This is a genomic window from Sulfitobacter profundi (assembly GCF_042661425.1).
Classification (GTDB): Bacteria; Pseudomonadota; Alphaproteobacteria; order Rhodobacterales; family Rhodobacteraceae; genus Sulfitobacter; species Sulfitobacter profundi.
In genome coordinates this window covers 393295-420129 of the sequence record NZ_JBHSWA010000001.1, presented here as the reverse complement: position 1 = coordinate 420129, position 26835 = coordinate 393295, and the positions used below count along the sequence as shown (strand labels likewise).

Below are 26835 nucleotides of genomic sequence, written 5' to 3'. Positions count from 1 at the left end.
CGTGCCACTTTATGGTGCAGCGGTAACGCGCCCTCGCGAAGGCGCGCCCAGTCTTGCCAAATCGCCTCCCCGTGGGGACGGGCAGGCGATGGCCCGGCGCCTGCGGCTTGTTTCCGGGCCTAGGATGTCAAAACCCTTTACAGATGCTCCGCCTGCGGCATCCCCAGCACATGAAAGCCCCCATCGACCCGGACAATCTCGCCCGTGGTGCAGGCCCCCGCATCCGATGCCAGATAAACCGCCGTGCCACCAACAGCCTCCAACGTCGCATTCGACCGCAGCGGCGCGTTTTGATCCGTGTGCTTATAGGTCTTGCGCGCGCCACCGATGGCAGCCCCCGCCAGTGTCTTCATCGGCCCCGGTGAAATCGCGTTTACGCGGATGCCTTCCGGCCCCAGATCATTCGCCAGATAGCGCGTGGCACTTTCCAACGCCGCCTTGGCCACACCCATCACGTTGTAATTCGGCGTCACGCGGTTCGACCCCATGTAGGTCAGCGTCAGCAGCGTGCCGCCGTTCTCAACCATGAGCGGATGCGCGCGGCGTGCAACGTCAATGAAGGAATAGGCCGAGATATCCATCGAGTTCTTGAAGTTCGCCCGACTGGTGTTCAGAAACCGGCCCGTCAGCTCGGATTTATCTGAGAAAGCAATGGCATGCACGACGAAGTCAATCGTCGGCCAGCGCGCGCCCAGCTCATCAAAAGCACGGTCGAGCGAGGCGTCATCGGTCACATCGACATCGACCATGAAGTCCGATCCGACGCTCTGCGCCAGCGGCTCAAGGCGTTTGCCAAAGGCTTCGCCCTGATAGGTAAAGGCCAGTTCGGCCCCGGCCTCGGACATCGCTTTCGCGATGCCCCAAGCGATAGACCGTTCGTTGGCCACGCCCATGATAAGGCCGCGTTTTCCTTCAAGCATTCCTGACATATCGCGCCCTCAGCCCTTATACTTTGACAGGATCATCGACCCATTGGTGCCACCAAACCCGAAGGAGTTGGTCATCACGGAATCGAGGCCCGCGTTGTCGACGCGCTCCAGCGCAATCTCCGAAGGATCGAGCGCGGGGTCGAGGTTTTGCACATTGATCGACCGGGCGATGAAATCGTTGTCGAGCATCAGCAGGCTGAAGATCGCCTCCAGTGCGCCCGCAGCGCCCTGCGCGTGGCCGGTCATCGACTTGGTCGAGCTTACTGGCGGCGTGCTGCCTTGGCCAAAGACCCGGCGGACGGCTTCGATTTCGCCCACGTCGCCGACGGGCGTCGAGGTGCCGTGCGCGTTGATATAGCCGACCTTGCGGCCTTCGGGCAGGGTGTCGAGCGCCAGACGCATCGCGCGCTCGCCGCCTTCACCGCTGGGCGCAACCATGTCGTGGCCGTCGCTGGTGGCGGCATAGCCGGTCACTTCGGCATAGATTTTCGCACCGCGCGCCAGCGCGTGGTCGAGGTCTTCGAGTACCAGCATGCCGCCGCCGCCGGAGATCACGAAACCATCGCGGTCCGCGTCAAAGGCGCGGCTCGCCGTTTCGGGCGCGTCATTGTACTTGGACGACATCGCGCCCATCGCGTCGAAGAGGCACGACAGCGTCCAGTCCAACTCTTCGCCGCCACCGGCAAACATCACGTCTTGCTTGCCCAGCATGATCTGCTCGGCCGCGTTGCCGATGCAATGCAGCGAGGTGGAACAGGCGGAGGTGATGGAATAGTTAATTCCCTTAATCTTGAACGCGGTCGAAAGGTTCGCGCTGACAGTCGAAGACATGCATTTCGGCACGGCAAAAGGCCCGATGCGCTTGGTCGCCCCGGTGTCTTTGACGATGTTATGCGCTGCGAACATGGCGCTGGTCGACGGCCCGCCGGAGCCTGCCACCAGACCGGTGCGCGGGTTGCTGATCTGATCTTCACTCAGCCCGGCATCCTTGATCGCCTGATCCATCGCCACATAGGCATAACCCGCGCCCGGCCCCATGAAGCGCAGGGTGCGCTTGTCGATATGATCGGCCAGATTGATCTTGAGCGTGCCGGCGACGCGGCTGCGGAACCCGTGTTCGGCCATCTCCGGGCTGGCTTCGATCCCGGATGTGCCGTTCTTGAGTGCTTCGAGCACTTCTTCGGCGTTATTTCCGATGGATGAGACAATCCCCAACCCTGTGACGACGACGCGGCGCATGCGCAGCACTCCTTTGTTTTGGCAGCCCCGGTGTATGCCAGCACGCCCATACGGCGCAAGCGGTTTGCCGGTCCTGCGGGCGCGAAGTTCGCGGTCAAGGTTCTGTGATGGAACGCGCGCTGGACGGGCGGTGTTTGCACAGCGAGACATAAAGGAGAACAGAATGCCCGAGATCAAGACGGTAAACCCCGCCACCGAAGAGGTACTGAACACCTACAACGTCATGTCCGAAGCCGAGGCGCTCCGCGCGGTCGAAGCCACGCATGAGGCCTTTAAGGATTGGCGCAAGCTCTCCCATACTGAGCGCGCGCCCTATTTGAAAAAGATTGCTGAAAAGCTGCGCGATAATAAAGAGGAACTGGCTGAGTTGATGACCCGCGAGGTGGGTAAGCTCTATCAAGACAGCCTTGACGAAGTTGACCTCTGCGCCGCGATCTTCGACTGGACCGCCGATGCGGGCCCGGAAAGGCTCAAGGACGAGACCCGCGAGTTGATGGATGGCAAGAAAAACGGCGTGGTGACCTATCAGCCGATAGGCGTGATCTATTCGGTCCAGCCTTGGAACTTCCCCTTTTACCAGCCGGTCCGCGTTTTGGCGGCAAACCTGATGGCAGGCAATGGTAACGTCCTGAAACATGCCCAGATTTGTACCGGCAGCGCGCTGCGTCTTAAGGAAATTTGCGAAGAGGCGGGCCTGCCGAAAGACCTGTTTAACGTCGTCATCATCGACCATGACACCAGCGACAAGCTGATCGCCCATGATCTGGTGCGCGGCGTGACCATGACAGGCTCTGACAAGGCGGGCAGCCACATTGGGTCGCTGGCGGCAAAGCATCTCAAGAAATCGGTGCTGGAGCTGGGCTCGAACGATGCCTTCATCGTGTTGGATGACGCGGATATCGACACGGCGGTGAAATTCTCTGCTGCTGGTCGGATTTACAACAACGGCCAGACCTGCATCTCGGCGAAGCGCTTTATCGTGACCGACAAAAACTACGATGCCTTCGTGAAAGCTTTTGTCGAGCAGATGAAATCGATCGAGATGGGCGACCCGATGGACAAAAGCACCGGCCTTGGCCCGCTGTCGAGCCAGGAGCAGTTTGAGACGGTGCGCGATCAGGTCAAAGAAAGCGTCGAGAAAGGCTGCGAACTGCTCTGCGGTGGCAAAGTGCCTGACCGTACCGGTGCCTACTATCCCTCGACCGTGTTGGGCAATGTAAAGCCCGGCTCGCCCGCCTATGACGATGAAATCTTCGGCCCTGTCGCCTCGGTGATCCGCGCGAAGGACGATGAAGATGCGATGCGCATTGCCAATGACAGCCGCTATGGTCTTGGCGGCGGTATCTTCTCGAAAGACGAAGACCGCGCACTTGAGCTGGCTCGGGCCGAGTTTGACACCGGGATGATCCGGATCAACGGTTTTGGGTTGGCGGATCCGAATATGCCCTTCGGCGGGGTCAAGAACTCCGGTTATGGACGTGAACATGGCGGTTTTGGCATGAGCGAATTCGTCAACGCCAAGGCGATTTTTCTGCCGTCCTAAATGGCAAAGGGCGGGCGGTGCTGCATGCCGCTCGCCGATTTGAACGATAGATTGCAAGAGGTTCTAGATGACTATGAAAGTACTTGTCGCCGGTGCGACCGGCAAAACCGGGCGTTTGCTCGTCAGTGAATTGAAAGACCGAGGAGCCGAGCCCATCGCGCTGGTGCGCGACGGTTCAGACACGTCGGTTTTGCCGGAGGGCACCGAGCAGCGGAAGGGTGATTTGACCAATCTGCAGGCGGGTGTCTGTGACGGCGTCGATGCGGTGGTTTTTGCTGCCGGGTCTGGCGGTAGCACAGGGCCAGAGATGACCGAGAAGGTCGACCGCGAGGGCGCGCAACATCTGGTCGATCTGGCGCGCGAGGCCGATGTTGAGCGTTTCGTCATGCTGAGCTCTGTCGGTGCCGACAATCCGCCGGAGGACAATGAGATGACCCATTACCTGAAGGCGAAGCAGGCAGCAGACGCGCACCTGCAAGCCTCTGGGTTGACCCATTCGATCCTGCGGCCTGTGGCGCTGACCGATGACCCCAAGACCAATGCGATCAATCTCGGCGAAGGTGTCGATCAGAAAGGCAAGGCACATCGCGCTGATGTCGCCGCCGTTTTGGCCGAGGCTGCAGTGACCGGGCGCCACGATGGCAAGGTGCAAGAGATGCAGACGCTTTGAACGGGTGATGCAAACGCAAAAGGGGGCCACGCGGGCCCCCTTTTTCTTGTCGGAATGTCGCTTTGGCTCAGCTTTCGCTCAGCGCGACTTTCATGTCTTTCACCTGATAGATCACCTCGCCATCGGCTTCGACGATGCCATCGGCCACGCCCATGGTCAGGCGGCGGGTCTGGATCGCCTTGGTGAAATCAATCTTATAGGTCAGCATTTTTCGCTCAGGGCGCACCATGCCGGTCAGCTTTACTTCGCCCACGCCAAGCGCATAGCCGCGCCCCTGCCAGCCGCGCCAGCCGAGGTTGAAACCGGTCAATTGCCACAGACCGTCAAGGCCCAGACAGCCGGGCATGATCGGGTTGCCGGGGAAGTGACATTCGAAAAACCACAGGTCGGGCGTGATGTCGAACTCGGCGATGATATGGCCCTTGCCATGGGCGCCGCCATCGGCCGAGACATCGGTGATCCGGTCCATCATGAGCATCGGCGGGGCGGGAAGCTGTGCGTTCCCGGGGCCGAAAAGCTCGCCGCGGGCGCATTTCAGCAGATCTTCCTTGTCGAAACTCGTGGGGTAGTCGGCCATCCTGCGGCTCTCCTGCTGCTCTGTTATAACATCGGCCCCGTTTAACATCGCGTTCCGGCACGCTGCAAGGCCCGCGCGCGAGGGGCTGCGACGATTGGCTTGAGGTTTTCAATTGAAAACCGGGGATTTCCTCCTTTATATGACCCTGAAAGGCAGGGAACTGATGTCCGAACAGGAACAAGAGGTCGGAACGCGCTGGCTGGCTCAGGCCGGGCTGCGCCCTACGCGCCAACGTGTCACGCTGGCGAGCCTTCTGGTGGGCGATGGCCAAGATCGCCACGTCACCGCTGAAAGCCTGTTTGAGGCCGCAAAGGGGCAGGGCGAGGCCGTGTCGCTGGCCACGGTCTACAACACGCTGCGCGCTTTTTGTGATGCGGGGCTGTTGCAGGAAGTGACCGTGGATGGCTCGAAAAGCTATTTCGACACCAACACCCACGACCACCCGCATTTCTTTTGGGAAGACGACAGCAAGCTGACCGACGCGCCTTCTGAGCAATTGGTGATCGCGCAGCTTCCCGATGCGCCCGATGGGGCCGAGATTGCCTCGGTCGATGTGGTGATCCGCCTGCGCCGGAAATCCTGAACGGGCGGGGCGCGCCCCGCCGCGTGAGCGATCAGCCGCGTTTGCGCAGCACCAGAAACGTCATCATGCCCATTGGCGGCAAGGCGCGTTCGTGTTCGACCTGCAGCGCGTCTTGTTGCAACACGGTCTCCATCTCGAAATCTGAATGCCAGCCAAGCGTATTGGCGAAGGGGGCCGAGACCTTTTCAAGAAAGCCCAGCACGCCGGTGGTCCGCATGAAGTGGTTGGCGATGACCACCTGACCGCCGGGTTTGAGCACGCGGGCGATCTCTTCCATGACGCGCTCAGGTTCGGGCACGACCGACAGCACATGCATGGCGGCGATGGTGTCGAAGCTGGCGTCGGGGAAATCAAGGTCGCGCGCATCCATCTGGCGCAGGTCGGCTACATGCGTCAGCCCTTCGCGCGCGACGCGCTCGCGGGCTTTGGCAAGCATCTCATCGCTGAAATCCATACCTGTGACTGAAAGATGTGACGCGTAATGCGGCAGCGACAATCCGGTGCCGACGCCGACTTCGAGCACTGTGCCGCCGCCCTTGTTGATATGGGTAACCACATGGCGACGGCCACCGCTGGTCAGCGCGCCAAAGGTCTTGTCGTAGATCGGCGCCCAGCGGGCATAAGAAGTCTCGACCGCCTTGATATCCATTTTAATTCCTTTTGGGTTTATTCAGTCTCTTGCCCCGCAGTAGGCCCCAGATCACCATGCCGATATAGGCCAGGCAGAGGACTACCAGTGTGGTCCAAGCGTAGGTCGCCAGCGCTGCGGCAAAAATTGCCACACCGACGAGCAGGTATTTCACATGGCGGCGCGAAATCTTGGTGGTTTTGAAAGACCATGTGGGGATGCGGCTGATCATCAGAAACCCGATCAGCACCATATGCAGCGCAATGATCCAGTCCGGCAGAATGGGCCGGTTGTGGAAAGCAAAGGACAGCGTCATCGGCAACAACACCAGCAGGGCCCCTGCGGGCGAGGGGATGCCGGTAAAGTAGGAGCCGGATTCCCCGACCGCGTCGCCATTCTTGGCTTTCTCGGCTTCGGCCTTGTCGTTCACATTGAACCGGGCCAGCCTCACCACACAGCAAACTGCGTAGATCAGCACCGCAATCCAAGCCGCGCCGCCCATGTCTTGCAAGGCCCAAAAGTAGAGGATCAGCGGCGGCACCACGCCAAAGTTCAGGAAATCGGCCAGCAGATCCAGTTCCGCGCCCATCGGGCTGGACGACCGCAAGAGCCGCGCCAGACGCCCGTCCAACCCATCCAGCACGCAGGCCAGCAGGATCAGTTGCACCGCCAGCACATAGTTGCCATTCACGCCAAAGCGGATCGCCGAAAGGCCCGCGCAGATCGCGGTGATGGTCAGGGCGTTTGGCAGCAATTGGATCAGCGCAAGGTCTGCGCCGGACTTTTCAGAAGAGGGGCGCATGCAGCAATCCTAGACGGGGGTGGACTGGGCCACCGGCGGTTTCAACTCGGCCAGCACGGTTTCCCCGGCGACCATGGTCTGCCCAATGCGCACCATCGGGTCGACGCCTTCGGGCAAGTAGACATCTAGCCGCGAACCAAAGCGGATCAAGCCAAAGCGTTCGCCGGTTTCCAGCCCGTCGCCGGATTTGACGAAACAAACGATGCGCCGCGCCACGAGGCCCGCGATTTGCACCACGGCCAGATCGCGCCCGTCGTCCATACGGATACACAGGCTGTTACGCTCATTATCGGCGCTGGCCTTGTCGAGCGAGGCGTTGAAGAATTTGCCCGGGCGGTAGGCCACGGCCTGCACCTTGCCCGCAACGGGGGCGCGGTTGATGTGGCAGTTGAACACGCTCATGAAGACGCTGACGCGGGTCAGCGGCACATCCGGCATGCCCAGTTCGGCGGGCGGCACGGCAGGTTCAATGAGCGAAACGATGCCGTCGGCAGGGCTGACGATCAGGTCGGGCCTATCCGGCGTGACACGCTCTGGGTCGCGGAAAAAGTAGTAGCACCAGATGGTGAGACCGACGCCGATCCAGCCCAGCACCTCTTCGATGGCGAAGAGCACCAGTGTGACGGCGGCGAAGATCGCCACGAATTTGATGCCCTCGCGGTGCATCGGTTTGATGAATGTGTCGAGCAAGTTGACGGACATCGGACCCTCCCGTTCAGGCTGTCTTCCGTCATAGGTGCATGGCGGGTGAGTGCAAGGAGGTTTTGATCTTGGGGACGGCATCGGCGGGTCGGTGCAAGGGGGAATGCTGAGGGCATCGCCCTCCCTGGTGGGCGATCGATGGTCACGTGGCGCGGGGCGGGTGTTCTTGGACCTAGCGTGTCTCGTTGGTGAAGCGTTGCGAAATCGCCCTCCGGGGGAGGGACGGCGATGCCCGGTGTGCCACCGGGCGGTGTGGTGGCGAAGGAAGCTTTTCAAAACCACTGCCCCGGCTCCATCAGACCCAAATCCATCAACTGCCGGGAATGCCACTCGAACGGCTCGGAATTATGCCACTGGAATGTCGGGATATCATAGCGGCTGCCGGGATTGCTTTTCAGCGCCTTGGCCGTGCGGAAAGAGCAGACCGCCGCGGTGACATTATGGTGCCACGCGCAGGCGTAGGTATTGTATTCCTCGTCGTTGAACGTGTGATCGCCGCGCAGCAGCAGCCCCGGTTTGGCGCGAAACAGCGGGATGCGGTCGATCTTGCGGCTCTGCGGTGGCACATGTTCCTCAAACCGCCAACGCAGCCCGCCAAAGAAATCAAGCTGCCGTTCCTTGGGATGCCCCTGCCGCGATGGATCCTTGCGCGCCAGCGCGTAATAGCCCGACCGGTCCAGATGCGCCTGATCGAGTGAGACGGCATCGGGATGCATTTGGAGGTCCAGCGCATAGAGGTCGACCACGTAGGCCAGCATGGCATCGCGCCGCTCTTCTCCGTGAAAGGCCAGCAATTCCTTGACGTTGCGCGTCTCGCTGAAGGGGTGGAACAGATATTCGGCGTTGTAGCAATAATAAAGCCATTGCCCCGGCACCGCGGCGATCATGCGGTTCACGGCCCCTTCCAGCGCGGCTTCGGCGGTGGTGTCATAGTCCACCCGCAGCACGCTTTGCTGCAAGTCGCGGGGCAGGTCAAAAGCGGGGGCATCAGCGCCACCACACTGTCAAAGCCCGCTTGCTGGTGGTGGCGCAGGGTGGTGTCGACCTCGACCTCATCCTCGACCAAGATCATGGCGATGGGGCCTGCCTCCAGCGCCGGGCGGGCCTCTTTGATAAGATGATCTAGATCGCGATACCGCATAGGCCCCCGCTGGTATTTCCGTGCCGCAAGGTCGGTCAATTCCGGGTCCATTGCAAGACGCGGCCACCGCTGTTAGACGACGCCATCTGCCCGAAATCCGTCAAAACCCTTGGATGCCCGCCATGACACAACCGAAAAAGCTGTTCATCAAGACCTATGGTTGCCAGATGAACGTCTATGACAGCGAACGCATGGCCGAAAGCCTTGGCGGTCAGGGCTATGTCACGACCGACCGGGCCGATGATGCGGATATGATCCTGCTCAATACCTGCCACATTCGCGAAAAGGCGGCTGAGAAGGTTTATTCCGAGCTGGGCCGCCTGAAGCCGCTGAAAGACGCACGCCCTGATCTGAAGATCGGTGTGGCGGGCTGCGTGGCACAGGCCGAAGGCGAAGAGATCATGCGCCGCCAGCCGGCTGTCGATCTGGTGGTCGGCCCGCAAAGCTACCACCGTTTGCCAGAGATGGAGGCGAAGGTGCAGAGCGGGCAGAGCGCGCTCGACACTGATTTCCCGGCCGAAGACAAATTCGACCACCTCAAGGGCCGCCCCAAGATGAAACGCGCGCCCGCGGCCTTCCTCACCGTGCAAGAGGGCTGCGACAAGTTCTGCGCCTTCTGCGTGGTGCCCTATACGCGGGGGCCGAAGTCTCTCGCCCCGCCGAGAAGGTGCTGGAAGAAGCCCGCGATCTGGTCGAGCGCGGCGTGCGCGAAGTCACTCTGCTGGGCCAGAACGTAAACGCTTACCACGGCGGCATGACGCTGGCCGGTCTGATCCGCGCGCTGGCCAAGGTCGACGGGTTGGAGCGTATCCGCTACACCACCAGCCACCCCAACGACATGGGCGACGATCTGATTGCGGCCCATGGTGAGGTGCCCGAGTTGATGCCTTACCTGCACCTGCCGGTGCAGTCGGGCAGTGATCACATCTTGAAACGGATGAACCGCAGCCACACCGCCGAGAGCTATCTGAAGCTGCTCGAACGCATCCGCGAGGCGCGGCCTGATATTGTGCTGTCAGGCGATTTCATCGTCGGCTTCCCCGAGGAAAGCGATGCCGACTTTGAGGCCACGATGGAGCTCGTCCGGCAGGTGCGCTACGGCTATGCCTATTCGTTCAAATATTCCACCCGCCCCGGCACCCCGGCGGCCGAACGCCCGCTGGTCGATGCAGCCGTGGCCGACGATCGCTTGCAGCGCCTGCAAGGGTTAATCACCCAGCACCAACAAGAGATCCAGCAGTCGATGGTGGGCCGCGAGGTGTCGGTTCTGGTTGAGAAGAAGGGCCGTTTGCCCGGTCAGATGCTTGGCAAGTCAGAGTATCTGCACGCGGTTCATATCGAGAACTGCACGGCGCAGATCGGTGACATTCAGCGCGTAAGGGTGACCGAAGCCAAGACAAACTCTTTGGCGGCTGTCTTGGTCTAACGGGCCGCCACTAGGGCCGTTGCGGGTGCGCGTTGCCGCGCACCCTAAGCTTGTCAGTAGTTGTGCTTGCGATGCGAAGCGGCATCCGCAAAGATCCGTTTCATCGTCGCTTTCAGCCCCTCAGGGTTGCCCACCAGCGTGTGATCCCGGCAGACACGCTCGGCCACGGCATGGGCGGTGGAGAAGTCATAGCCGACGGCCACGAGGCTATCCACGAAGACCGAGTTTGGCCGGTCCCAGATCACATCATTCCACGGGCCGCGGTAGCAGCTGACGTGGATCACATTGCCCGTTGGATGCGCCTTGCCCTGGTTGTGGTAGGCGTATTTCACACCCCGGCAAAAGCAGGCATGGCAAGCAGGCCGGTGACGGCGGTGGCGAGTAGCATTTTCATCATGAGTTGGTCCCCCAGTTATCATTGCAGCAATCAAGATCGGCAAAGCCGCGCGAAGTCCCACCCTCGCGATCCGATGGATAGAGGTTTAGGTCTAAAGGTGCGTGTTTCAAGAGGATTCGAAGGCACTGTCAGGGGGTTGAGAACAATCTCAAGGGCTTGCCGGGGATTGTCGCCAAGGCATAGGCAATAGGGTAATTTCAGTCTTTCCGGTGAACAGAAAACGGCCGCCGCAGTCATCGGTTTCACCGTTATTGCGCGAAGGATTCGTTGTAATCGGTCAAGGCTCGGCCACAAAATGTTGATTTCACAGCTTCACAGCAGGGCAGTTTTTACCTAACCTAACCCTATACTAACAAGGCGCGGGTCCGGGGAGGGGTCGCATTTGCCAAAAATAAGAATCAATATTTAGAATAGGACAAAAGCTGTGGGACCCACTATTTCCAAAGCACTGCGCGCCATGGCCAGCCTGACGATGGCGGCGGCGCTGACTGTGGCCAGCACGTCGGCCGATGCGCAGACACCCTCGCAACAGGGCCGTGACAAGGGCGTCTACACGCCGACCATCTGGGTCGATCCCGATGGCTGTGAACATTGGGTCATGGATGACGGGGCCGAGGGTTATATGACCCCGCATACGACCCGTCAGGGCATCCCGGTATGCCGCCGTGGCGATGTCTGCGGTGTGATGGAAGCGGACCAGTTCTTTGCCACCGACAAATACAACATCTCGGCCCAGGGTCGCGCGCGTCTGGCGAATTTCTTCCAGTCGACCGGCGCGGTGTCCTACATCATCACCGGCCATACCGACAGCCGTGCCTCGGATGCCTATAACATGCGTCTGTCCTACAACCGCGCAAACTCGGTGGCGCGTGTCGCCAACCAAGTCGGGGCCAAGATCGCTGATGTGCGTGGCTATGGTGAACGGATGCCTGCCGTGCCGAACAATTCCGCTGCGAACATGGCCAAAAACCGCCGTGTCGAAATTATCTGCATTCGCTGAAGGGACCGTAAAAGTGATTAAGACGAAACTTCTCATGGTCACCGCCTGTGCCGTCGGCCTGTCGGCCTGTACCGATTACGAAGGCGGTCTGGGCCGGGGGTATCCTTCGGACAAGACCGTTGACCGCGGCATCGACACAAAGCACCTCAGCACCCTTCAAGCGGGCATCTGGGTTGATCCAAACGGCTGCGACCACTGGATCATCGATGACGGGGTCGAGGGCTATCTCTCGGCGCGGCTTGATAAATTCGGCAAGCCGGTCTGCTCGGGCGTGGCGCCGCCGACACATACCGCGGGCCACTTCAAAGGTGGCTCCAAGATCAAAGACCCGAACTGACCTTGGCGGGCCATATCAAACACACCGGGCCGGAGCGCGTTGCGCTTCGGCCCTTTTTGTCGCTACGGGTTGGTAAATCCTGCCCGCCTGACTATCTCACCATTTAGTGCTTCACAAAGGATACGCGCATTGCCTTCAACTGATCTGATGACACCGGAAACCGCGGCCGAACGGGTGGTGGAGTTTCCCGATAACCGCCTTTTGATCGACCTCTGCGGCGCCTATGACGCGCATCTGGCTGCCATCGAGAAATCGCTCGAGGTGCAGATCATCCGGCGCGGCAATCACCTGCAGATCTTGGGTGAGGGCGAGGCCGTCGAGAAAGCAGAAAGCCTGCTCAACGCGCTTTATGTGCGGCTGGAAAGCGGGCGCTCGGTTGAGCCTGCAGATGTGGACGGCATGTTGCGCATGGGCAATTCCAGCGCGGGCACTGGCGTGCGTCAGGGCGATCAGTTGGAAATGCCGATGGGCGACGCGATTGAGATCCAGACCCGCAAGAAACGGGTCGAGCCGCGCACCGATGCGCAAAAAGCCTATGTGCAGTCGCTGTTCGACAATGAACTGGCCTTTGGCATCGGCCCTGCGGGCACCGGCAAAACCTATCTGGCGGTGGCGGTGGGCGTGTCGATGTTCATCGGTGGCCATGTGGACCGGATCATCCTTTCCCGCCCTGCGGTCGAAGCGGGGAGAAGCTGGGCTATCTGCCGGGTGACATGAAGGACAAAGTCGATCCCTACATGCAGCCGCTCTATGACGCGCTGAATGACTTCCTGCCGGGCAAGCAACTGGCGAAACTGCTAGAGGAAAAGCGCATCGAGATCGCACCGCTGGCCTTTATGCGGGGGCGGACGCTGTCGAATGCTTTTGTCGTGTTGGATGAGGCGCAGAACGCCACGTCGATGCAAATGAAGATGTTCCTGACACGTCTGGGGCAAAATTCCCGCATGGTAATTACTGGCGACCGCACACAGATCGACCTGCCGCGCGGGGTGCAGTCGGGGCTTCAGGATGCCGAACGTTTGCTGAAAACGATCCCAAGTATTAGCTTCAACTACTTCACCTCGAAGGACGTGGTGCGCCACCCGCTCGTGGCGGCGATTATCGAGGCTTATGAGGCGGATAGCGGTGCCGCTTGACGTAATGCTTGAAGATTTCGATATCGTGATTGAGGACGACCGCTGGAACGCGGTCGACCTTGAACCGCTCGCCCATGCCGCAGCACGCGCCACTCTGGGGCATCTCGGCCTCGACGCCGAGGCGACAGAGATGACCCTACTGGCCTGCGATGATGCGCGCATTGCTGTGCTGAACGAAGATTTTCGTGGCAAGGCGCGTGCCACAAATGTGCTCAGCTGGCCTGCGGAGGAACGCGGCGCGGCCATACCGGGCGGCGATCCGCTGCCCGTCGCCCCCGGCATTGACGGAATGCTTGAACTGGGCGACATCGCCATGGCTTATGAGACATGTGCCGCCGAGGCCAATGCGGCGGCCAAGCCTTTGAATGCGCATGTGACCCATCTCATCGTACATGGGCTGTTGCATCTTCTGGGCTATGACCACGAAAATGACCCCGACGCCATGTTGATGGAGGGGTTAGAGCGCGAAATACTTGGCAAAATGGGTTATGATGACCCATATAAGGAAAATGGGCCTTAAGGGGCTTTGCAACACAGACGGGACCCAATGGGCGATACAGACGGATCATCTGAGGCGGCGCAGAGCGCGCTTGCGGATGAAGATAGACATGAGCTGCCGGACGATAGCGCAATGCGCACCGGTAATTTCTTTTCTCGGGTGTTCGAGGCGCTAAGCCCATCGGACAGCGAAGATGACACCCCAGAGGCATCGGCAGAGGCCGAGCGGCCCACGGGTCACGGCATGATCAATCTGCGCCGGATGCGGGTCGATGATGTGGCGGTGCCTAAGGCTGATATCACCGCTGTGCCGGTCAGCGCCACGTTGGATGAGCTGGTAGCCGTCTTCAAGGAAAGCGGTATGACACGGCTGCCCGTCTATGACGGCACGCTGGACACGCCCGTGGGCATGGTCCACCTGAAAGACCTTGCGCTGAACCACGGTTTTAACGGCAAAAACACCAAATTTGATCTGCGCGCCATGCTGCGCCCCTTGGTCTATGTGCCGCCGTCGATGACCATCGGCGTGCTGCTGACCAAGATGCAGGCGGAGCGGCGCCATATGGCCTTGGTGATTGATGAATATGGCGGCGTTGACGGGCTTGTCACCATCGAAGACCTGATCGAACAGGTCATAGGCGAAATCGAAGACGAACATGATGTCGACGAGGGCACCTATTGGACGGTCGAGAAACCCGGTACCTATCTGGCGCTCGCCAAGACACCATTGGGTGATTTCGAGGCTGAGATTGGCCATTCGCTGACCGATCATGAGACCGTCGACGAGGAGGAGATCGACACCCTTGGTGGTTTGGTCTTTATGCTGTCGGGCCGGGTTCCGGCGCGCGGCGAAGTGGTTTTGCACCCCGATGGCCCTGAGTTCGAAGTGATCGACGCCGATCCACGCCGCATCAAAAGGTTGCGGGTCCGCACCCAAGGGGCCGGGGGATGAGGCAACGGCTGGCGATGCGGGGCCGGATGTTGCTGGCTCCGATCGCCGGCGCCGTCGCAGCCTTCGGGCAAGCACCCTATGAACTGCCGCTTATGCTCTTTGCCGGGCTGGTGGCGGCGTTTTGGCTGTACCGTGCGCGATCTGGCGGCCCGTTTCGCGCGGCGCTGTTGGGTTGGGGCTTTGGCTTTGGCTATTTCCTGCACGCGCTGCAATGGATCGTGTCGCCCTTCTTGGTCGATGTGGCCCGCCACGGCTGGATGGCGCCCTTTGCGCTGATCCTGCTGGCGGCGGGCATGGCGCTGTTTTGGGGGCTGGCCTTTGGTCTGGCCCGCTGGGTTGCGCCACGGCGCGGGCTGGCCTTGGCGCTGGCTTGGGCGGCGGTGGAACTGCTGCGCGCCTATATTTTCACGGGTTTTCCATGGGCCATGCCCGCGCAGGCGCTGGTCGGCGTGATGGCCGGGCAGGGGTTGGCTTGGGTCGGCCCCTATGCGCTGAACCTCTGGCTCTTTGCCATCGCCGCGATCTTGCTGCTGCGCGGCCCTTTGGCGCTGCGATTGGGGCAGGGGACGCTGGCGCTGTCGACCGTTCTGCTCTTGCTGCTGCCACCGCAAGCGCCGCCAGCGGTTCTGACTGATCATGTGGTGCGGCTGGTGCAGCCCAATGCGACCCAGCGAGAGAAGTGGAACGCCGACAAATTCGAATTCTTTTTCACACGGCAACTCGACTATACCGCCGCCGCGCCGCAAGACGGGGGCCAAGCGCCTGATCTGGTAATCTGGCCCGAAACCGCGATCCCATGGGCGCTGGATATGGCGGGCAGTGCGCTGGCCGAGATTGGAGCCGCCTCTGACGTGCCGGTGGTTCTGGGCGTGCAGCGCCGGTCGAACATGCGCTATTACAATTCGCTGGTGGTGCTGGATGCCGATGGAGCGGTCGGACAGGTCTATGACAAACACCATCTCGTGCCCTTTGGCGAATATATGCCGCTGGGCGATCTAATGGCGCGTTTCGGGATACACGGGCTCGCCGCGCAGGAGGGCAACGGCTTTTCCAGCGGGCCGGGTGCGCAGCTTTTGGATATCGGACCGCTCGGCGCGGCATTGCCGCTGATCTGCTATGAGGCCGTCTTTGCCCATGACGTGAACGCCGCACCGGCGCGGCCCGCGTTTTTGATGCAGGTCACCAACGATGCGTGGTTCGGCAAGGCCGCAGGCCCGCGCCAGCACCTTGCCCAAGCGCGGATGCGGGCAATTGAGCAGGGGCTGCCGATGGCCCGTGCGGCCAACACTGGCATCTCGGCGATGATCGACCCGCAGGGGCGTGTGACCGCGTCGCTGGCGCTGAACACCGAAGGGTTAATCGACGCGCCACTGCCCGCGCCCTTGCCGCCCACACTCTATAGCCGGAGCGGAGATTTGCCGCTTTCTGTGCTCTTGGCGCTGTGCCTTGCGGGGCTTGCCGTGGCCCGCCGCCGCAGCCCCGGGAATGCCGATTGACCATCCACCAGCGGTTGTCTAAGCCATTGGCAGAGCACCACAACGGCTTCCTGACGTGGTGCGTAATTTTTATTGGAGCACTACATGTCCCGTCAGAACTACACTTTCACTTCGGAATCCGTTTCCGAGGGGCACCCGGATAAGGTCTGCGACCGGATTTCCGATGCGATCCTCGACGCTTTCATCAGCGAGGAACCCGAAGCGCGGGTCGCCGCCGAGACCTTTGCCACCACCAACCGCGTCGTGATTGGCGGTGAGGTCGGTCTGGCCAACAAGGCCAAGCTTGACGAATATCTGGCCGGTGTCGAAGACATCGCCCGCGCCTGCATCAAAGACATCGGCTATGAGCAGGATGAGTTCCACCACGCGACATGTGAGATCACCAACCTGCTGCACCCCCAATCCGCCCATATCGCCCAAGGCGTTGATGCGTCGGGTGAAAAGGAAGAGGGCGCAGGCGATCAAGGCATCATGTTCGGTTTCGCCACCGACGAGACGCCCGAGCTGATGCCCGCTCCGATCCACTACGCCCATGCGGTGCTGCGGCGTCTGGCCGAAGTGCGCAAGGACGGCACCGAGCCCACCCTGCGGCCCGACGCCAAAAGCCAGCTTTCGGTGCGCTATGAAAACGGCAAACCAGTGGGGGTCAGCTCCATCGTGCTCTCGACCCAGCATGAGAGCGAACGCCAGACCAGCGCCGATATCCGCGATATCGTTGAGCCTTACATCCGCGAAGTGCTGCCCGAGGGCTGGATCGACGATGACACCGTCTGGCACGTGAACCCCACGGGCGTTTTCGTCATCGGCGGGCCGGATGGCGACGCGGGCCTCACGGGTCGTAAGATCATCGTCGACACCTATGGCGGAGCCGCGCCCCATGGCGGCGGTGCGTTCTCAGGCAAGGACCCGACCAAGGTTGACCGCTCCGCCGCCTATGTGGCGCGCTATTTGGCCAAAAACGTCGTGGCAGCGGGGATGGCCAAGAAATGCACCATTCAGCTTAGCTATGCGATTGGCGTGAGCGAGCCGCTGTCGATCTATTGCGACACCCATGGCACCGGCGATGTGCATGACGCGGCGATTGAAAAGGCGATCCGTCAGATCATCGACCTCACCCCGCGCGGCATTCGCGAGCATCTGCAGTTGAACAAGCCGATTTACCAGCGCACGGCGGCCTATGGCCACTTTGGCCGCGCGCCTGATGCGGATGGCGGTTTCAGCTGGGAGCGCCGCGATCTGGTCGAGCAGCTTAAGGCGGCAGTATAACGATATCGGGGTGGGCGGTCGCGCCCACCCCTAGGCTTCGCGGCGTTTAGCCCCGCTCGGCCTGTTTGGCCTCAATGAGAGCGACCGCAGCGGCCACCGCATCTTCAATCGCCATCTCAGTCGTGTCGATCTGCTTGGCATCGTCGGCCGGTTTCAGCGGCGCTTGGTCGCGGCTCATGTCGCGAAGGTCGCGCTGTTTGACGTCTTCCAACACGGTTTCATAGGTGATCTCAATCCCCTTGCCCGCAAGCTCTGCAAAGCGGCGCTGCGCGCGCACTTCGGGGCTGGCGGTGATAAAGAGTTTCACCGGCGCATCGGGGCAGATCACCGTTCCGATGTCGCGCCCGTCCAGCACCGCACCGCCCGCGCGGGTGGCAAAGCTGCGTTGGAACCGCACGAGGGCAGCCCGTACCGCGGGGATCACCGCCACTTTGCTGGCCTCCTGCGCGACATCCGGGTTGCGCAGGCTGGGGTCTTCGAGATCGACAGGGGCGAGGGTTTGCGCGGCCTCTTCGGCGTTCATCCCGGTAAGGGTTTTCGCGGCCACCGCCCGGTACAAGAGCCCGGTGTCGAGATGCGCAAAGCCGAAATGCGCCGCGACAGCCTTGGCGACCGTGCCTTTGCCCGCCGCTGCGGGGCCGTCGATGGCGACGGTCATGCCGCCGCTGGTGTTCTTCGTCATTGCAGGTTCCTTTCGTTGCGCGCCCGTAGACCAAGCAGCAGGGCTGCTCCGAAACAGGCCGCCAGTATCATCCATTTCGCCTGCGTAAACAGGCTGGCGGTCGCGACCGCTTGTCCCGTCAGGCGTTCTGGCCCCAGTTCAATGAGCCGCCCGATCAGCATGTTCTCGGTGTAATCCGCCCCGAGGTAGAGCGCGACGGCCAGCGTCAGCGCCAGCCGAAGCCCGCCCGCCGACCAACGCCGAAACCACAGTAACAGCGCCAGCGCCAAAAGCGCGGGGAAGGCGGTGTCAGCCAGCCGGAACTGGCCGAGGTAAAGTGCGGTCTGCCTCGGACTGAGGGCGGCGAGATAGGCGCGTGCCTCGGCCAGATCATAGCCCCAAAGTCGCCCATCCAAGACCCCCATGCCCCCCGCGCGCAGGTAGGTTTCGGCAAAGCCCGCAAGGGCTGCAAAGGCCAATGCGGCGCAGAGGCTGAGCCAGATGAGCCGGTCGCCTATCACGCAGGCAGCCGTTCGACCTGTGCCCCCAAGGACGCCATCAGCGGCTCGAAAATCGGGAAGGACGTGGCGATGGGGCCGCCGTCATCCACCTGCACCGGGTTTTGCGCGACCATGCCGAGGATCAGGAACGACATGGCGATGCGGTGGTCGAGATGGCTTTGGCAGGTCGCGCCTCCGGGAATATTGCCGTGGCCCAGCCCTTTGACGATCCACCAATCCGGCCCGTCTTCGACCTCAACCCCATTCGCGCGCAGCCCGCTGGCCATGGCCTCAATCCGGTCGCTTTCTTTGACGCGCAGTTCCTTGACGCCGCGCATCACCGTTTCGCCGGTTGCACAGGCCGCCACGACCGAGAGCACGGGGTATTCGTCGATCATGCTCGCCGCCCGCGCGGGGGGACTTCGATGCCATGGAGATTGGGGGAGAATTTCGCGCGCAGGTCAGCGACAGGCTCGCCGCCCTCGGTCCGTTCGTTTTCATAGGTCAGATCCGCGCCCATCTCGCGCAGGGTGGTGAACAGGCCCGCTCGCGTGGGGTTCAGCCCAATGCCCGGCACCAGCACATCCGATCCGGGTACGATCAGTGCGGCGCAAACGGGGAAGGCGGCGGAGGAGGGGTCGCGCGGCACGTCGATATGTTGCGGCTTCAACTCGGGCTGGCCAGTCAGGGTGATGATGCGGCCCTCGTCCGTGTCCTCAACCGTGATCTCGGCGCCGAAGCCTGCCAGCATCCGCTCGGTATGGTCGCGCGTGGCTTCCGCCTCAATCACGACGGTTTTGCCGGGGGCATTCAACCCGGCCAGCAGCACGGCGGATTTGACCTGCGCCGAAGGGACCGGGACAGTATAGCGCACCGGCATAGGTTCAGCCGCGCCCACCAATGTCATGGGCAAGCGGCCCCCGGCGCGGCCCACGGATTGCGTGCCGAACAGGGCCAGCGGATCGGTCACCCGGGCCATCGGGCGGCTGTTGAGGCTGGCATCGCCGGTGAATGTCACGCTGATCGCAGAGGTCGCCATCGCCCCCATCAAAAGCCGCACGCCGGTGCCGGAGTTGCCGCAGTCGATTACATTGTCAGGTTCGGCAAAGCCGCCAACGCCAACGCCATGGACGGAGTAGGAGCCGCCGCCGTGGTCAACCACCTCGGCCCCGAAAGCGCGCATGGCTTTGGCGGTGTCGAGCACGTCTTGCCCCTCCAAAAGCCCGGTGATCGTGGTCTCGCCCACGGCCATGGCACCAAGGATCAGGCTGCGGTGCGAGATCGACTTGTCGCCGGGCACCTCGGCGGTGCCGCTAAGCGGCCCGCAGGCGCGCGATGACATGGGAATGGGGCTGCCGTGACTGGACATGAGGTACCTCTAATCTGCTTGAGGCCCCTATTATCGCAGGCGGGCGGCAGCGTCCATCGCCGCGCGTGCAATGGATTGTAATCAGGGTGGTATCAGGCGCTCGGGCTTAGCGTTTGCGGAAGGTCAGGTAATGCGGGGTGCGCCCTTCGCGCAGCGCTTTTTGCTCGTAGCGGGTCGAGATCCAATCATCCCAAGGCGCACGCCAGTCCTCCGGCCCTTCGGCCAGCCAGTCAAACCCGTGCTGCGGCACCTGTTCAAGGGTCTGGCGCACGTAGTCTTCGATATCCGTCGCCACGCGGAAAATCGCACCGGGTTTCAACACGCGGGCCAGAGGCTGCAGATGCTCGGGCGTGACGAAGCGGCGGCGGTGGTGGCGGGTTTTTGGCCAAGGGTCGGGATAGAGCAAAAACGCCCGGTCGATGGAGGCTTCGGGCAGCACGTCGAACATATCGCGCACGTCACCGGGATGAATGGCAAGGTTATCGACGCCCGCCCGCCGGATTTTGCCCAGCAGCATCGCAACACCGTTGATGTAAGGCTCGCAGCCGATGATGCCGACGTCCGGGTTTTGCCCCGCCTGATGCACCAGATGCTCTCCGCCACCAAAGCCGATTTCCAGCCAGACCTTGCGCCCGTCAAAGAGCGTGTCGAGGTCCAGCGGTGTGCGGTCGGGATTGCTCTCCCAATCGACGGCCCCCGGCGACAATGCGTCGAGATCCTCGTCGATATAGGTCTTTTGCGACTTCTTCAGGGATTTGCCTTTGAGGCGGCCATAGAAGTTGCGGCGGGGGCGTTCTGTTTCACTCATGGCGGCTCATGTAGCCGCCCCGCCGCGTCACCGCAACATTCCTCTGCAGGGGCGGTGGCGAATAGGTGGGGGTTAATCATTTGTTAGGCTCCCTGCGCCTAGATGTCGGGGCAATGCAGGGGGACAGCTGATGAGCGTGGCAAGGCATGAGGCCGGCGCGGGCGATACGGCAGGCGGTACGACTACGCCGGGCACTGTGGCGCGTATCCTGATCGTGGATGATCAGCGGTTTGATCGCATGCGGATCAAACGGCTTTGCGGTGGGCTCGACTTTCCCATCCGAATGTCCGAGGCGGAGAGTATCGCCGCCCTAGCCCAGCAGTTGGATGAGGGGGAGTTTGACCTGATCTTACTGGATTACAACCTGCCCGATGGGGACGGGTTGCGCGGGCTGCAGATGATCCGGGCCCATCCGCAGAACGGTGCCGCGGCAACCGTGATGGTCACCGGGACGGATCAAACCGAGGTGGCGATTGAGGCGCTGCGCGGCGGGTGTAGCGATTACATCGCCAAGGATGAGCTTTCGCAAAGCACTTTGCGGCGCTCGGCTTTCAACGCCCTGCAAAAGACAGCACTGCAACTGGGCATCACCACGCAGGAGCAGAAGCGCTCTGAGGTTCAGAGTGTTCTGCGGCGCTTTGCCGGGGAATGTGCGCAGGAGATAAAGCCGATGGTCGGCGACGTGATGCGCGACCTGCGCGCGCTCGACCGGTCGAACCCGGCGCTGGTGGAGGAAGAGCTGGCAAAGGTCGATTATACCTTCCTACGCCTGTGGGAGTTTGTAGAGGATCTGGCCAGCTTTCAAGGCAGCGAGCTTGCCGAAGGCGATCTTGCCGATCCGCCAAAACCGACACCGGGTCTGGGTGCCGGATGGGGCGGGGCAGTCGGGTGACGGGGCTGTCCACGGTGAGGCTGTTCGCGCAGGCGTCGTAGGGCGCGCTTGGTGGCGCGTTGGCGTCGCGGGCCCCGCCTGCCTTTTCAACTCGCGTGGATCGTGTCGAGCATCCCTGATTTTTGCCAGAGCCCACAGCGCCTCCACCCGGCAGACCCCCGCATATCACCCGCCAAACGTATGCATAGCCCTTGCAGGAGCGGCAAAATTGGCCTATACGCGCCCTGTCTAAGGGGCGGTTACAGCTTCGGGCGCGATATAACGGGCAGGGTCGGTACCAACCGGCCCTCTTTTGTTTGCGTTCGGCTGCGGGTTTACCGCTGTGCCTTTGCTTCGGAGCTTCTCCGGCGTGATCTGCACGGTGCCACCACAACGACCAATTGCAACTCCAGACCGGCGGAGACAACCGCGCGGCCAGAAACATTTGATAAGGATACGAAAAGCTACATGACTAAAGCAATGGACGAATTCGAAGCGCTTCTGAACGAAAGCTTCGAAATGGACACGCCCCAAGAGGGCACAGTCGTCAAAGGCAAGGTGATCGCTGTCGAAGCGGGGCAAGCCATCATCGACGTCGGCTACAAAATGGAAGGCCGCGTTGAGCTCAAAGAATTTGCTGATCCCGGCGAATCCCCCAAAATCGAAGTTGGCGACGAAGTCGAAGTTTTCCTTCGCCAAGTCGAAAACGCGCGTGGCGAAGCTGTCATCAGCCGCGAAATGGCCCGCCGTGAGGAAGCCTGGGATCGTCTGGAAAAAGCCTATGCTGCAGAAGAGCGTGTCGAAGGCGCGATCTTTGGCCGTGTCAAAGGTGGCTTCACCGTCGACCTCGGCGGCGCAGTTGCGTTCCTGCCCGGTTCGCAGGTCGATGTCCGCCCCGTGCGCGACGCGGGCCCGCTCATGGGTCTCAAGCAGCCGTTCCAAATCCTCAAGATGGACCGCCGTCGTGGCAACATCGTTGTATCGCGCCGTGCGATCCTCGAAGAGTCCCGCGCCGAACAGCGTGCCGAAGTCATTGGCAACCTGACCGAAGGTCAGACCGTCGATGGTGTGGTCAAGAACATCACCGAATACGGCGCGTTTGTTGACCTTGGCGGCGTTGATGGTCTGCTGCACGTCACCGACATGGCATGGCGCCGCGTGAACCACCCCTCTGAGATCCTGTCGATCGGCGAGACCATCAAGGTCCAGGTCATCAAGATCAACAAAGAGACGCACCGCATCAGCCTTGGCATGAAGCAGCTGCAAGAAGACCCGTGGGATCTGGTTGGCGCGAAATACCCGCTGTCCTCCGTGCACAGCGGTCGTGTGACCAACATCACCGATTACGGCGCATTTGTTGAGCTGGAGCCGGGCGTTGAAGGTCTGGTTCACGTGTCCGAGATGTCTTGGACCAAGAAGAACGTGCACCCCGGCAAGATCGTGTCCACTTCGCAAGAAGTCGAAGTCATGGTTCTGGAAATCGACAGCGCCAAGCGTCGTGTTTCCCTTGGTCTCAAGCAGACCATGCGCAACCCATGGGAAGTGTTCGCTGAAACACACCCCGAGGGCACCGAAGTCGAAGGCGAAGTCAAGAACATCACCGAATTCGGTCTGTTCGTTGGCCTGCCCGGCGACATCGACGGCATGGTTCACCTCTCCGACCTCAGCTGGGACCAGCGCGGCGAAGAAGCGATCCAAGACTACCGTAAAGGTGACGTGGTTCAGGCCGTCGTCTCCGAAGTCGACGTTGAGAAAGAGCGCATCTCGCTCTCAATCAAGAACGTTGGCGGTGACAAGTTCGCCGAAGCCGTTGGCGGCGTGAAGCGCGGCTCGATCGTGACCGTTACCGTGACTTCCATCGAAGAAGGTGGCATCGAAGTCGAATACGAAGGCATGAAGAGCTTCATCCGTCGTTCCGACCTCAGCCGTGACCGTGCCGAACAGCGCCCTGAGCGTTTCTCGGTCGGTGACAAGGTTGACGTGCGTATCACCAACGTTGATGCCAAGGCACACCGTCTGGGCGTCTCCATCAAGGCGCGCGAGATCGCAGAAGAGAAAGAGGCGGTACAGCAGTACGGTTCCTCCGACTCCGGCGCGAGCTTGGGCGACATCCTTGGTGCGGCGCTGAAAGGCGACGACGAGTAAACACATTCCACGTTGAATGTGTGTAGTTAGCGAAGGCCCCGCATGGCAACATGCGGGGCCTTTTTGCCTTCGCGCCCCGCAGTCGATCGCAAAGCGGGATTAGGGATGTGCGCCCAATCCCTGTGCATCGGAGCCATTGCGGGCAGTATGCGGCGGAAAAAAGCCGAAATAACAGAGGTTTCGCTGCGAAAAATCTATCGCAGCGCTGGTGGAACACCTTCCCGTGTGGGGCGTTATTTCCTATAGTCGGTTAAGACATCAATAAATTCTCGGGGGACGTGCCATGATCCGGTCGGAACTGATCCAGAAGATCGCTGACGACAATCCGCATCTTTATCAACGTGATGTTGAGCGGATCGTAAACACGGTCTTTGACGAGATCACGGGTGCCATGTCGCGTGGAGACCGGGTTGAACTGCGCGGCTTTGGCGCTTTTTCGGTCAAAAAGCGCGATGCCCGCGTGGGGCGCAACCCGCGCACCGGTGAGACAGTGAATGTCGAAGAAAAGCACGTGCCCTTCTTCAAGACCGGCAAGTTACTGCGCGACCGGCTGAACGGGAAAAGCTGATGCGTTACATTCGTTATGCCTGCATCGCGCTGTTCGCGGTGGCGCTGGTTTCCGTTGCCTTGGCGAACCGAAATATCGTGACACTTCAGGTGCTTCCAACCGAGATTTCAGGTTGGTTTGCGGTGAACCCATCCGTGGAACTGCCGCTCTTTATTGTAATCCTTGGCGGGATTATCGTGGGTCTCTTGGTTGGTTTTGTCTGGGAATGGATCCGAGAGCACGGCCACCGGGCAGAACTGGCGCGACAGGCCCGCGAGCGGCGTCGCCTAGAGCGCGAAGTGATCCGCCTTAAGGAAGAGAAGCATCAGGGCAAGGATGAGGTGCTGGCGCTGCTGGACGAAGCAGGCTAAACCCCTCCCATGCCCGAGAATGTTAACGTAAAAATTTGCGGTTTGACCGACCCCGCGGATGTGCCCGCCGCCCTTTTGGCGGGCGCTCGGACGCTGGGCTTTGTCTTTTTCGAAAAATCCCCGCGCCATCTGTCGCTTGAGGCCGCAGCCCATATGACGGAAGCGGTGCCAGATGGCATTTGCAAAGTCGCACTGACCGTCAACGCGGATGATGCAGCGCTTGATGCGCTGCTCGCGGCGGTGCCGTTTCTCGACATGCTACAGCTTCACGGCAGCGAAAGCCCCGCGCGGGTGGCCGAGGTCAAGGCCCGCTATGGGCTGCCGGTGATGAAGGCCATCGGCGTGGCGGACCGCGCTGATCTGGCGGTGCTGAACGACTATGTGACGGTCGCGGATCAGCTTTTGGTTGATGCCAAACCGCCGAAGGACGCGGTCCTGCCCGGTGGGAACGGTTTGGCATTTGACTGGCGGCTGATTGCAGGGCGGCGCTGGCCGAAGCCTTGGATGCTCGCCGGTGGTTTGAATGCAGACAACGTCGGAGAGGCGATTGCCCTTACCGGGTCGCGGCAGGTCGATGTGTCCTCTGGCGTTGAAAGTGCGCCGGGTGTGAAGGATGCGGAGCGTATTCGCGCCTTTTGCGAAGCGGCACTGAAGTAAGCCCTTTCAGATCAAAGAAAAAAGGCCCGGTGGCAATGCCCCGGGCCTTTCTTATTCAAGTCGCCGAAGGGCCGGATCAGATCGATTGATCGTAGTCGCCGACGCCCGGCTCGGTCCGGATCACTGCGTCGATATCGGCAAAGATGGCGCGCATTTCGGCTTCGGATTCGGGGCTTTCGCAAACCACGACAAGGTTCGGCGTGTTGGACGACGCCCGCACGAGGCCCCAGCCGCCGTTGTCGAGCATGACGCGCGCGCCGTTCACGGTGATCACCTCGGCAATAGCGCGCCCGCCAATCTTGTCTCCGGCCTCTGCTTTGGCGACCAGCTTTTCAACCAGACGGTCGAGGATGTCGTATTTCTCGGTGTCCGCGGCGTAGGGCGACATGGTCGGCGTGGCCCAAGTCTGGGGCAGGGCGCGGCGTAGGTCAGACATGGACATGTCCGGGTTGCGGTCCATCAGCTTGCAGATTTCCACCGCGACGCGCATGCCGCAGTCATAGCCACGGCCAATCGGCTCGGCCAAGAAATAGTGGCCGGATTTCTCAAAGCCCGCCAGCGCGCCCAGTTCTTTGACGCGGCGCTTCATGTGGCTGTGGCCGGTTTTCCAGTAGTCGGCCTTGGCCCCGTGTTTTTGCAACTCAGGGTCAGAGGCAAAGAGCCCGGTGGATTTCACATCCGCGACAAAGGTGCTGTTGGGGTAAAGTTTCACCAGATCGCGGGCCATGATGACGCCCATCTTGTCGGCGAAGATTTCTTCGCCCTCGTTGTCCACCACGCCGCAGCGGTCGCCGTCACCATCAAAACCAAGCGCCAGATCGGCGCCGGAGGCGCGCACGCTGTCGGCCATGTCGTGCAGCATTTCCATGGCTTCGGGGTTCGGGTTGTAATGGGGGAAAGTGTAGTCCAGCGTGTTGTGGCTATCGACAACCTCGACCCCCAGCCGGCGGAACAGCTCAGGCGCGAAGGCCGAGGCGGTGCCGTTGCCAGTGGCGCAGACGACCTTGAGCTTGCGGGTCATTTTGAAGTCTCCCACAAGGTCGTCGAGGTAGGCTTCGCGCACACCGTCGACAAATTCATAGGCACCGCCCGGACGCCGCTCGCCCCGGCCATTCAGGACGATGTCGCGCAGCTCGCCCATCTCATCGGGGCCGTGGGTCAGGGGGCGTTGGAAGCCCATTTTAACGCCGGTCCAGCCGTTCGGGTTGTGGCTGGCGGTGACCATGGCGACCGCCGGAGCATCAAGGTGGAACTGCGCGAAATAGGCCATGGGGGAAAGGGCGGGGCCGATATCCTTGACCGTGATCCCGGCCTGCATCAGCCCAAGCATCAGAGCATTTTTGATCGACAGCGAATAGTCGCGATAGTCATTGCCCACGGCGATGACAGGCTCGATCCCGCGCGCGTGCATTTGCGTGCCAAGGCCAAGGCCAAGCGCGGTGATGCCGGGCAGGTTGATGTCGTCGGGATATTTCCAACGCGCGTCATATTCACGAAAGCCTGTCGGGGTGATCATCGCATCGCGGAGAAATTCCCAAGTGTTCGGGGTCACGGTGGAGGCCGGTTTACTCACGTCAAATACTC

25 protein-coding genes, 4 pseudogenes and 1 riboswitch are annotated in these 26835 nt (G+C 61.3%); of the genes and pseudogenes, 16 read left to right on the top strand and 13 right to left on the bottom strand.

The genetic code is table 11. The features are described from left to right. Positions 1-137: 137 nt before the first annotated feature. Positions 138-929: an enoyl-ACP reductase FabI gene (locus ACFQAU_RS02220; RefSeq protein WP_132445738.1), complete on the bottom strand. Its 792-nt coding sequence runs from the start codon at positions 927-929 to the stop codon at positions 138-140. A gap of 9 nt (positions 930-938) precedes the next feature. Further along, complete coding sequence (gene fabB, locus ACFQAU_RS02215; protein ID WP_132445741.1) at positions 939-2168, bottom strand: beta-ketoacyl-ACP synthase I; 1230 nt, start codon at positions 2166-2168, stop codon at positions 939-941. A gap of 163 nt (positions 2169-2331) precedes the next feature. Between fabB and ACFQAU_RS02210 the strand changes: the two genes are divergently transcribed. Continuing rightward, positions 2332-3711, top strand: coding sequence for an NAD-dependent succinate-semialdehyde dehydrogenase (locus ACFQAU_RS02210; RefSeq protein ID WP_132445744.1), 1380 nt, complete (start codon positions 2332-2334; stop codon positions 3709-3711). 67 nt (positions 3712-3778) lie between these two features. Beyond that, positions 3779-4381, top strand: a complete 603-nt coding sequence (locus tag ACFQAU_RS02205) for an SDR family oxidoreductase (protein ID WP_386280195.1) — start codon at positions 3779-3781, stop codon at positions 4379-4381. Between the two features lie 67 nt (positions 4382-4448). On the opposite strand, the gene fabA is transcribed toward ACFQAU_RS02205, so the two are convergent. Continuing rightward, positions 4449-4958, bottom strand: a complete 510-nt coding sequence (fabA, locus tag ACFQAU_RS02200) for a bifunctional 3-hydroxydecanoyl-ACP dehydratase/trans-2-decenoyl-ACP isomerase (protein ID WP_120350573.1) — start codon at positions 4956-4958, stop codon at positions 4449-4451. 163 nt (positions 4959-5121) lie between these two features. Here fabA and irrA point away from each other — a divergent pair, with 163 nt between their 5' ends. Continuing rightward, entirely contained in the window at positions 5122-5541 is a 420-nt protein-coding gene (gene irrA, locus ACFQAU_RS02195) for an iron response transcriptional regulator IrrA (RefSeq protein ID WP_120350574.1), read from the top strand. A 31-nt stretch (positions 5542-5572) separates the two neighbouring features. Here the strand turns inward: irrA and ACFQAU_RS02190 are convergent, their stop codons facing one another. The 4 genes and pseudogenes from ACFQAU_RS02190 to ACFQAU_RS02175 form a co-directional block, all read right to left on the bottom strand. Next, entirely contained in the window at positions 5573-6190 is a 618-nt protein-coding gene (locus ACFQAU_RS02190) for a class I SAM-dependent methyltransferase (RefSeq protein ID WP_132445747.1), read from the bottom strand. A gap of 1 nt (position 6191) precedes the next feature. After that, complete coding sequence (locus ACFQAU_RS02185; protein WP_386280189.1) at positions 6192-6971, bottom strand: CDP-alcohol phosphatidyltransferase family protein; 780 nt, start codon at positions 6969-6971, stop codon at positions 6192-6194. A gap of 9 nt (positions 6972-6980) precedes the next feature. Continuing rightward, positions 6981-7673: a phosphatidylserine decarboxylase gene (locus tag ACFQAU_RS02180; RefSeq protein WP_120350577.1), complete on the bottom strand. Its 693-nt coding sequence runs from the start codon at positions 7671-7673 to the stop codon at positions 6981-6983. Between the two features lie 272 nt (positions 7674-7945). Beyond that, positions 7946-8814: pseudogene (locus ACFQAU_RS02175) on the bottom strand (hypothetical protein). Between the two features lie 122 nt (positions 8815-8936). Between ACFQAU_RS02175 and miaB the strand changes: the two are divergent. After that, positions 8937-10240: pseudogene (miaB, locus tag ACFQAU_RS02170) on the top strand (tRNA (N6-isopentenyl adenosine(37)-C2)-methylthiotransferase MiaB). Positions 10241-10293: 53 nt separating this feature from the next. On the opposite strand, the gene ACFQAU_RS02165 reads toward miaB, so the two are convergent. Then, on the bottom strand, positions 10294-10572 hold the full coding sequence (locus ACFQAU_RS02165; RefSeq protein ID WP_386280185.1) for a hypothetical protein: 279 nt from the start codon (positions 10570-10572) through the stop codon (positions 10294-10296). 522 nt (positions 10573-11094) lie between these two features. On the opposite strand from ACFQAU_RS02165, the gene ACFQAU_RS02160 reads away from it, so the two are divergent. The 7 genes and pseudogenes from ACFQAU_RS02160 (at position 11095) to metK (ending at position 17322) form a co-directional block, all read left to right on the top strand. Then, entirely contained in the window at positions 11095-11637 is a 543-nt protein-coding gene (locus ACFQAU_RS02160) for an OmpA family protein (RefSeq protein ID WP_386283763.1), read from the top strand. A gap of 34 nt (positions 11638-11671) precedes the next feature. Continuing rightward, on the top strand, positions 11672-11974 hold the full coding sequence (locus tag ACFQAU_RS02155; RefSeq protein ID WP_386283760.1) for a hypothetical protein: 303 nt from the start codon (positions 11672-11674) through the stop codon (positions 11972-11974). Positions 11975-12121: 147 nt separating this feature from the next. Continuing rightward, positions 12122-13110, top strand: a pseudogene (locus ACFQAU_RS02150) (PhoH family protein). Then, positions 13085-13630 (top strand): rRNA maturation RNase YbeY, encoded by a 546-nt coding sequence (gene ybeY / locus ACFQAU_RS02145; protein ID WP_132445756.1) that lies wholly within the window; start codon positions 13085-13087, stop codon positions 13628-13630. The pseudogene ACFQAU_RS02150 and the gene ybeY overlap by 26 nt, the downstream one beginning before the upstream one ends. Before the next feature lie 27 nt (positions 13631-13657). Beyond that, the gene (locus ACFQAU_RS02140) at positions 13658-14560 is read left to right on the top strand and encodes a hemolysin family protein (protein WP_007120802.1); all 903 of its coding nucleotides are present in this window, start codon (positions 13658-13660) and stop codon (positions 14558-14560) included. Beyond that, positions 14557-16056, top strand: a complete 1500-nt coding sequence (gene lnt / locus ACFQAU_RS02135) for an apolipoprotein N-acyltransferase (protein WP_132445758.1) — start codon at positions 14557-14559, stop codon at positions 16054-16056. Before ACFQAU_RS02140 ends, lnt begins: the two co-directional genes overlap by 4 nt. Positions 16057-16087: 31 nt before the next feature. Beyond that, positions 16088-16136, top strand: a riboswitch (SAM-SAH riboswitch). Between the two features lie 4 nt (positions 16137-16140). After that, a complete protein-coding gene (metK, locus tag ACFQAU_RS02130; protein WP_132445761.1) occupies positions 16141-17322 on the top strand; it encodes a methionine adenosyltransferase in 1182 nt (393 codons plus the stop codon). Between the two features lie 46 nt (positions 17323-17368). Here metK and ACFQAU_RS02125 read toward each other — a convergent pair whose 3' ends face one another. The 4 genes and pseudogenes from ACFQAU_RS02125 to trmB all read right to left on the bottom strand — a co-directional run bounded on the left by ACFQAU_RS02125 (position 17369) and on the right by trmB (position 20660). Further along, positions 17369-18004, bottom strand: coding sequence for a (d)CMP kinase (locus tag ACFQAU_RS02125; protein ID WP_132445764.1), 636 nt, complete (start codon positions 18002-18004; stop codon positions 17369-17371). Then, the gene (locus ACFQAU_RS02120) at positions 18001-18504 is read right to left on the bottom strand and encodes a hypothetical protein (protein ID WP_132445767.1); all 504 of its coding nucleotides are present in this window, start codon (positions 18502-18504) and stop codon (positions 18001-18003) included. The genes ACFQAU_RS02125 and ACFQAU_RS02120 overlap by 4 nt, the downstream gene beginning before the upstream one ends. After that, positions 18501-19852: pseudogene (gene aroA / locus ACFQAU_RS02115) on the bottom strand (3-phosphoshikimate 1-carboxyvinyltransferase). The gene ACFQAU_RS02120 and the pseudogene aroA overlap by 4 nt, the downstream one beginning before the upstream one ends. A gap of 106 nt (positions 19853-19958) precedes the next feature. After that, positions 19959-20660: a tRNA (guanine(46)-N(7))-methyltransferase TrmB gene (gene trmB / locus ACFQAU_RS02110; protein WP_132445773.1), complete on the bottom strand. Its 702-nt coding sequence runs from the start codon at positions 20658-20660 to the stop codon at positions 19959-19961. Between the two features lie 130 nt (positions 20661-20790). On the opposite strand from trmB, the gene ACFQAU_RS02105 reads away from it, so the two are divergent. From ACFQAU_RS02105 to ACFQAU_RS02085, 5 genes are all read left to right on the top strand, one after another. Continuing rightward, positions 20791-21552: a response regulator gene (locus ACFQAU_RS02105; protein ID WP_132445776.1), complete on the top strand. Its 762-nt coding sequence runs from the start codon at positions 20791-20793 to the stop codon at positions 21550-21552. 180 nt (positions 21553-21732) lie between these two features. Beyond that, a complete protein-coding gene (gene rpsA, locus ACFQAU_RS02100; protein WP_260012292.1) occupies positions 21733-23676 on the top strand; it encodes a 30S ribosomal protein S1 in 1944 nt (647 codons plus the stop codon). Positions 23677-23959: 283 nt separating this feature from the next. Beyond that, positions 23960-24244, top strand: a complete 285-nt coding sequence (ihfB, locus tag ACFQAU_RS02095; protein ID WP_067626061.1) for an integration host factor subunit beta — start codon at positions 23960-23962, stop codon at positions 24242-24244. After that, entirely contained in the window at positions 24244-24594 is a 351-nt protein-coding gene (locus ACFQAU_RS02090) for a lipopolysaccharide assembly protein LapA domain-containing protein (protein ID WP_067626059.1), read from the top strand. The genes ihfB and ACFQAU_RS02090 overlap by 1 nt, the downstream gene beginning before the upstream one ends. 9 nt (positions 24595-24603) lie before the next feature. Continuing rightward, positions 24604-25251, top strand: a complete 648-nt coding sequence (locus ACFQAU_RS02085; protein WP_120350586.1) for a phosphoribosylanthranilate isomerase — start codon at positions 24604-24606, stop codon at positions 25249-25251. A gap of 76 nt (positions 25252-25327) precedes the next feature. Here the strand turns inward: ACFQAU_RS02085 and ACFQAU_RS02080 are convergent, their stop codons facing one another. Then, positions 25328-26824, bottom strand: a complete 1497-nt coding sequence (locus tag ACFQAU_RS02080) for a phosphomannomutase/phosphoglucomutase (protein ID WP_132445779.1) — start codon at positions 26822-26824, stop codon at positions 25328-25330. Between the last annotated feature and the right edge of the window lie 11 nt (positions 26825-26835).

Bases quoted from the DNA above. Each gene is read 5' to 3' on its own strand.
- ACFQAU_RS02220 (WP_132445738.1), bottom strand. From the start codon at position 929: ATGTCAGGAATGCTTGAAGGAAAACGCGGCCTTATCATGGGCGTGGCC.
- fabB (WP_132445741.1), bottom strand. From the start codon at position 2,168: ATGCGCCGCGTCGTCGTCACAGGGTTGGGGATTGTCTCATCCATCGGA.
- ACFQAU_RS02210 (WP_132445744.1), top strand. From the start codon at position 2,332: ATGCCCGAGATCAAGACGGTAAACCCCGCCACCGAAGAGGTACTGAAC.
- ACFQAU_RS02205 (WP_386280195.1), top strand. From the start codon at position 3,779: ATGACTATGAAAGTACTTGTCGCCGGTGCGACCGGCAAAACCGGGCGT.
- fabA (WP_120350573.1), bottom strand. From the start codon at position 4,958: ATGGCCGACTACCCCACGAGTTTCGACAAGGAAGATCTGCTGAAATGC.
- irrA (WP_120350574.1), top strand. From the start codon at position 5,122: ATGTCCGAACAGGAACAAGAGGTCGGAACGCGCTGGCTGGCTCAGGCC.
- ACFQAU_RS02190 (WP_132445747.1), bottom strand. From the start codon at position 6,190: ATGGATATCAAGGCGGTCGAGACTTCTTATGCCCGCTGGGCGCCGATC.
- ACFQAU_RS02185 (WP_386280189.1), bottom strand. From the start codon at position 6,971: ATGCGCCCCTCTTCTGAAAAGTCCGGCGCAGACCTTGCGCTGATCCAA.
- ACFQAU_RS02180 (WP_120350577.1), bottom strand. From the start codon at position 7,673: ATGTCCGTCAACTTGCTCGACACATTCATCAAACCGATGCACCGCGAG.
- ACFQAU_RS02160 (WP_386283763.1), top strand. From the start codon at position 11,095: ATGGCCAGCCTGACGATGGCGGCGGCGCTGACTGTGGCCAGCACGTCG.
- ACFQAU_RS02155 (WP_386283760.1), top strand. From the start codon at position 11,672: ATGGTCACCGCCTGTGCCGTCGGCCTGTCGGCCTGTACCGATTACGAA.
- ybeY (WP_132445756.1), top strand. From the start codon at position 13,085: ATGAGGCGGATAGCGGTGCCGCTTGACGTAATGCTTGAAGATTTCGAT.
- ACFQAU_RS02140 (WP_007120802.1), top strand. From the start codon at position 13,658: ATGGGCGATACAGACGGATCATCTGAGGCGGCGCAGAGCGCGCTTGCG.
- lnt (WP_132445758.1), top strand. From the start codon at position 14,557: ATGAGGCAACGGCTGGCGATGCGGGGCCGGATGTTGCTGGCTCCGATC.
- metK (WP_132445761.1), top strand. From the start codon at position 16,141: ATGTCCCGTCAGAACTACACTTTCACTTCGGAATCCGTTTCCGAGGGG.
- ACFQAU_RS02125 (WP_132445764.1), bottom strand. From the start codon at position 18,004: ATGACGAAGAACACCAGCGGCGGCATGACCGTCGCCATCGACGGCCCC.
- trmB (WP_132445773.1), bottom strand. From the start codon at position 20,660: ATGAGTGAAACAGAACGCCCCCGCCGCAACTTCTATGGCCGCCTCAAA.
- ACFQAU_RS02105 (WP_132445776.1), top strand. From the start codon at position 20,791: ATGAGCGTGGCAAGGCATGAGGCCGGCGCGGGCGATACGGCAGGCGGT.
- rpsA (WP_260012292.1), top strand. From the start codon at position 21,733: ATGCATAGCCCTTGCAGGAGCGGCAAAATTGGCCTATACGCGCCCTGT.
- ihfB (WP_067626061.1), top strand. From the start codon at position 23,960: ATGATCCGGTCGGAACTGATCCAGAAGATCGCTGACGACAATCCGCAT.
- ACFQAU_RS02090 (WP_067626059.1), top strand. From the start codon at position 24,244: ATGCGTTACATTCGTTATGCCTGCATCGCGCTGTTCGCGGTGGCGCTG.
- ACFQAU_RS02085 (WP_120350586.1), top strand. From the start codon at position 24,604: ATGCCCGAGAATGTTAACGTAAAAATTTGCGGTTTGACCGACCCCGCG.